The sequence below is a fragment of the Tardiphaga sp. genome (assembly GCF_028290785.1).
Lineage (GTDB): Bacteria > Pseudomonadota > Alphaproteobacteria > Rhizobiales > Xanthobacteraceae > Tardiphaga.
The window spans coordinates 1-3,924 of sequence record NZ_JAQGJD010000223.1 but is presented as its reverse complement, the minus strand read 5'-3'; the positions used below and the strand labels follow the sequence as shown (position 1 = coordinate 3,924).

4 protein-coding genes and 1 pseudogene are annotated in these 3,924 nt (G+C 65.3%); 2 read left to right on the top strand and 3 right to left on the bottom strand.

Annotated features, from left to right (window positions below; genetic code table 11):
* On the top strand, positions 1-867 hold an 867-nt coding region (locus JWR89_RS13690; RefSeq protein ID WP_299717018.1), incomplete at its 5' end, for a PD-(D/E)XK nuclease family protein.
* 97 nt (positions 868-964) lie between these two features.
* Entirely contained in the window at positions 965-1,285 is a 321-nt protein-coding gene (gene trxA / locus JWR89_RS13685; protein WP_299717016.1) for a thioredoxin, read from the top strand.
* 290 nt (positions 1,286-1,575) lie between these two features.
* On the opposite strand, the gene JWR89_RS13680 is transcribed toward trxA, so the two are convergent.
* From JWR89_RS13680 to JWR89_RS13670, 3 genes and pseudogenes are all read right to left on the bottom strand, one after another.
* Positions 1,576-2,316, bottom strand: coding sequence for a metallophosphoesterase family protein (locus JWR89_RS13680; RefSeq protein WP_299717014.1), 741 nt, complete (start codon positions 2,314-2,316; stop codon positions 1,576-1,578).
* Positions 2,317-2,353: 37 nt separating this feature from the next.
* A complete protein-coding gene (locus JWR89_RS13675; RefSeq protein ID WP_299717012.1) occupies positions 2,354-3,679 on the bottom strand; it encodes a folylpolyglutamate synthase/dihydrofolate synthase family protein in 1,326 nt (441 codons plus the stop codon).
* Positions 3,680-3,681: 2 nt separating this feature from the next.
* Positions 3,682-3,924: pseudogene (locus JWR89_RS13670) on the bottom strand (acetyl-CoA carboxylase carboxyl transferase subunit beta); the annotation flags it as partial.

Genomic DNA, 3,924 nt, shown 5'->3' with positions numbered 1-3,924 from the left:
GCCGCCGACCGGCTGATTGTCGGCGGCTGCATGCCGGGCAACCGCAACGAGGTGCGGCCGCTATCCTGGTACGACATGATCCTGAAGGGCCTCGAAAACTCCGGCCTGCACATGCAAAACGTGCCGCCGCCGGACGGCGTCGTGAAACGCTATTCGCGGCTCGAAGATGCGCAGCCGGAAGCCGGTGTCGCGGCGGCACCCGATGCCGTCGCGCCGGTGGATCTGCCGCCCTGGCTGCGCCAGTCCTCGCCGGCGGAGCCGCGCCAGATGAATTTCCTGCGGCCATCGGATCCGGCCGACGACGACCACGGCATCAGGCCCGGCGAATCCGATGCGGACCGTACCCGCGCGCGGCAGAGGGGCACGCTGGTGCACCGTCTCCTGCAATCGCTACCCGATGTGGCCGCCGAACTCCGCAGCGACGCCGCGAAGCGCTATCTCGCCCGCAACACCGAGAAATGGAGCGACGCCGATCGCACCGCGCTGGCCGCGCAGGTGCTGGGGCTGATCGACGATGCCCGCTTTGCCGCCGTGTTCGCGCCGGGTAGCCGCGCCGAGGTCTCGATCGTCGGCCGGCTGAAGCGGCGCGGCCAACCCTTACTGGTCTCCGGGCAGATCGACCGGCTGGTGGTGACGCCATCCGAGGTCTGGATCGTCGATTACAAGACCAATCATGCCCCGCCACGGACCCTGGCCGAGGCGCCGGACGCCTATGTCCGCCAGTTGGCGCTCTACCGCGCCGTGCTGGCGAAGTTATACCCACACCGGACCATCCGCGCCGCGCTGCTCTGGACCGAAACTCCTGAAATCATGGAACTTTCCCCGACCGCGCTGGACGCAGCGCTGTCCGGCATCATCTCGCCGTGAGCATGCCTTGACCCGGCAGGGGTGCGTTCATAGGTTGGATCATCATCCCAGCGCGATTCTTTTCGACGCGCTCTCCTAGCAGCAGAACGAGGACACCATGGCCGTTGGCAAGGTTTCAGACGCCGATTTCGAAGCGGAAGTGCTCAAGGCGACCGGCCCCGTGGTCGTGGATTTCTGGGCCGAATGGTGCGGCCCGTGCCGCATGATCGGACCGGCGCTGGACGAGATTTCCGCCGCGATGGGCGATCAGGTCACCATCCTCAAGCTCAACGTCGATGAGAACCCGAAGACCGCGTCGAAGTATGGCGTGATGTCGATCCCGACCCTGATGATCTTCAAGGGCGGCGAGATGGCCTCGCGCCAGGTCGGCGCCGCGCCGAAGCAGAAGCTGCAGCAGTGGATCACCGCTGCGGTCTGATCTTCGGCGACTATCTCTGAATTCGGCAACGGCCGGTGACCATGTCACCGGCCGTTGCGTTTTGTTTGTAAAGTTCTTTCAAGCGAACTCATTGCCGGAATTGCGATCCCCGGCCTCTCAGCCGTCGTCCCCGCGAAAGCGGGGACCCATAACCTCCGTCCCCCGCAGCCGAATCGAGGAAGATGCCCGTACCACTTCATCGACTGAGGGTATGGGTCCCCGCTTTCGCGGGGACGACTCGTGGTGGGGTTCGTAAATGCGTCGGGAATGCTTCTGCGAGGATAGGCCGCTTACCTGATCCAGCCCGTCGCCAGCGCACTTGCCCATTCCAGCCGGCCGTTCGCCCGCGCCAGATCGGCCATGGCAGCGTGGTCATACGGAACTTGCCTAAACGTCACCTGCCAGTGTCCGCCGCCATCGTCGAGAATGGCGTAGCTCGCGTCCGGCGTGCCGGTTTCCACCGCGTGCGGATAAGGCGCGACATCGCGATAGCCGGGGCACCCGACGCTGCCGGGATTGACGATCATCCGTCCGTCGCGAAGTTTGACCGTGCGCGGAACATGCGAGTGCGCGCACAGGATCAGCGATTGCGCGATGCCTTCGGCCTTCTGCTCAATATCCTCGATCGTCGCCATGTGCACCACACCGTCAGGCGTCACCGCTTCCAGCCAGTAGGTGTTGTCGTCGGAAGGCGTGGCATGACAGAGATAGACGCTGTCGCGGTACACGGCGCTGAACGGCAGCGCGCGCAGCCAGTCGAGATGTTTCGCTTGGAGCTGGCCGTGCGAATAGCGGTCCGACGGCCACATGTCCTCGAGCGCGTAGTCGGTGAGATAGCGGTCATGGTTTCCACGCACGCAGAGGGCATTCATGCCCATCATGATCTCTACCGTGCGCCGCGCGTCCAGCGGGCCGCTGGCCATGTCGCCCAGATTGACGATCTCTTCGATGCCCTGCGCCTTGATGTCGGCCAGCACGGCTTCCAGCGCGAGATAGTTACCGTGCACATCGGCGATGGCGGCAAAACGCATTTGCACTCCTCTGGGCATTAATCGTTCCCCGAGGTTTCTATGCAGGCGGCGTGCCGTTTTCCGCCAGCACGTGACCCGCGAGATACAACGAGCCGGCGATCAAAATACGCGGCGGCACTTCGTAGGCAAGCTTGGTAAGCGACGTCAGCGCGGCCGCGACGCTGGCGGAAATCTCCACGCGCATGCCGAGGCTGCGCGCCGCGTCGGCGAGCGCTTCAGGCGTCATCGCGCCGACGCGATCGGGAATTTCGACCGCAATGATGTGCCGTGTGAGCCCGGCGAAGTTGGCGAGGAACCCCGCCGCATCCTTGTTGGCCATCATGCCGACGATCGCCACCAGCGGCCGCGACACCCGTTCCTCGAGATCGCCCAGCGCAGCGGCCACGACACGACCGCCATCGGCGTTGTGGCCGCCGTCGAGCCAGATCTCGGAATCCTTTGGCGCGATTTCCACCAGCCGCCCGGAGGTCAGCCGCTGCATCCGTGCCGGCCATTCGGCGCGGGCGACGCCGGCCTCATAAGCGGCAGAGTCAATCTTGAAGAGGTCGAGCGCGCGAAGCGTCGCAATCGCCAGCCCGGCATTGCCGAACTGGTGCCGCCCGAACAATTTTGGCGCGGCGAGGTCCATCAGGCCGCGGTCGTCCTGATACACCAGGCGCCCGCGCTCGACGCCGACATGCCATTCCTGTCCCGCCGAATAGGTCGGCGCATGCCCCTTGCGCGCCTGCTGCTCGATGACGGCGGTGACTTCCGGCGATTGCTCCGCCGTGATCACCGGGACGCGACGCTTGATGATCCCCGCTTTTTCCGCGGCGATCTTGAGCAACGTGTCGCCTAGAAAATCGGTGTGATCGATGCCGATCGGGGTGAACACGCAGGCCGCCGGCTTCTCGATGACGTTGGTGGCGTCGAGCCGGCCACCGAGGCCAACTTCCAGCAGCACCACATCGGCGGGATGCTTTGCGAACAGCGTGAATGCGACGGCGGTCTCGACCTCGAACAGAGTGATCGGCGCGCCGGCATTGACGCGTTCGCAGTGCGCATAGGCCGCCAGCAACTCATCATCGCCGACCAGCGCGCCGGCCAGTCGGATGCTCTCGTGGAGACGCACCAGATGCGGCGAGGTGAAGACATGGACGCGCAGTCCTGCGGCTTCGCAGATCGCGCGCAGGTACGCGATGGTCGATCCCTTGCCGTTGGTGCCGGCGACGTGAATCACCGGCGGCAGCTTCGCTTCGGGATGATCGAGCTGCGCCAGCAGCCGCGTCATGCGATCGAGCGAAAGATCGATCGCGGCCGGATGCAGCGCCGACAACCGCGCCAAAATTTCGCCGAGGGTGTCCGGCGCGGGCGCGGCAGCCATGCTCACGCGTGCGCGGCCGGCACCGTCTCCGGGCTGGCGACGATCTCGGCGGGGCTGTCGATCGGCAGCGATACGGGCTTCGCGGCCATCTCGACGGCGGGCGATTTCGTCAGCAGCCGGCACAGCCGCGCCAGGGTCGGCTTGAGATCGTGGCGGTGCACGACCATGTCGATCATGCCGTGCTCTTTCAGATATTCCGCGCGCTGAAAACCTTCCGGCAGCTTTTCGCGAATCGTCTGCTCGAT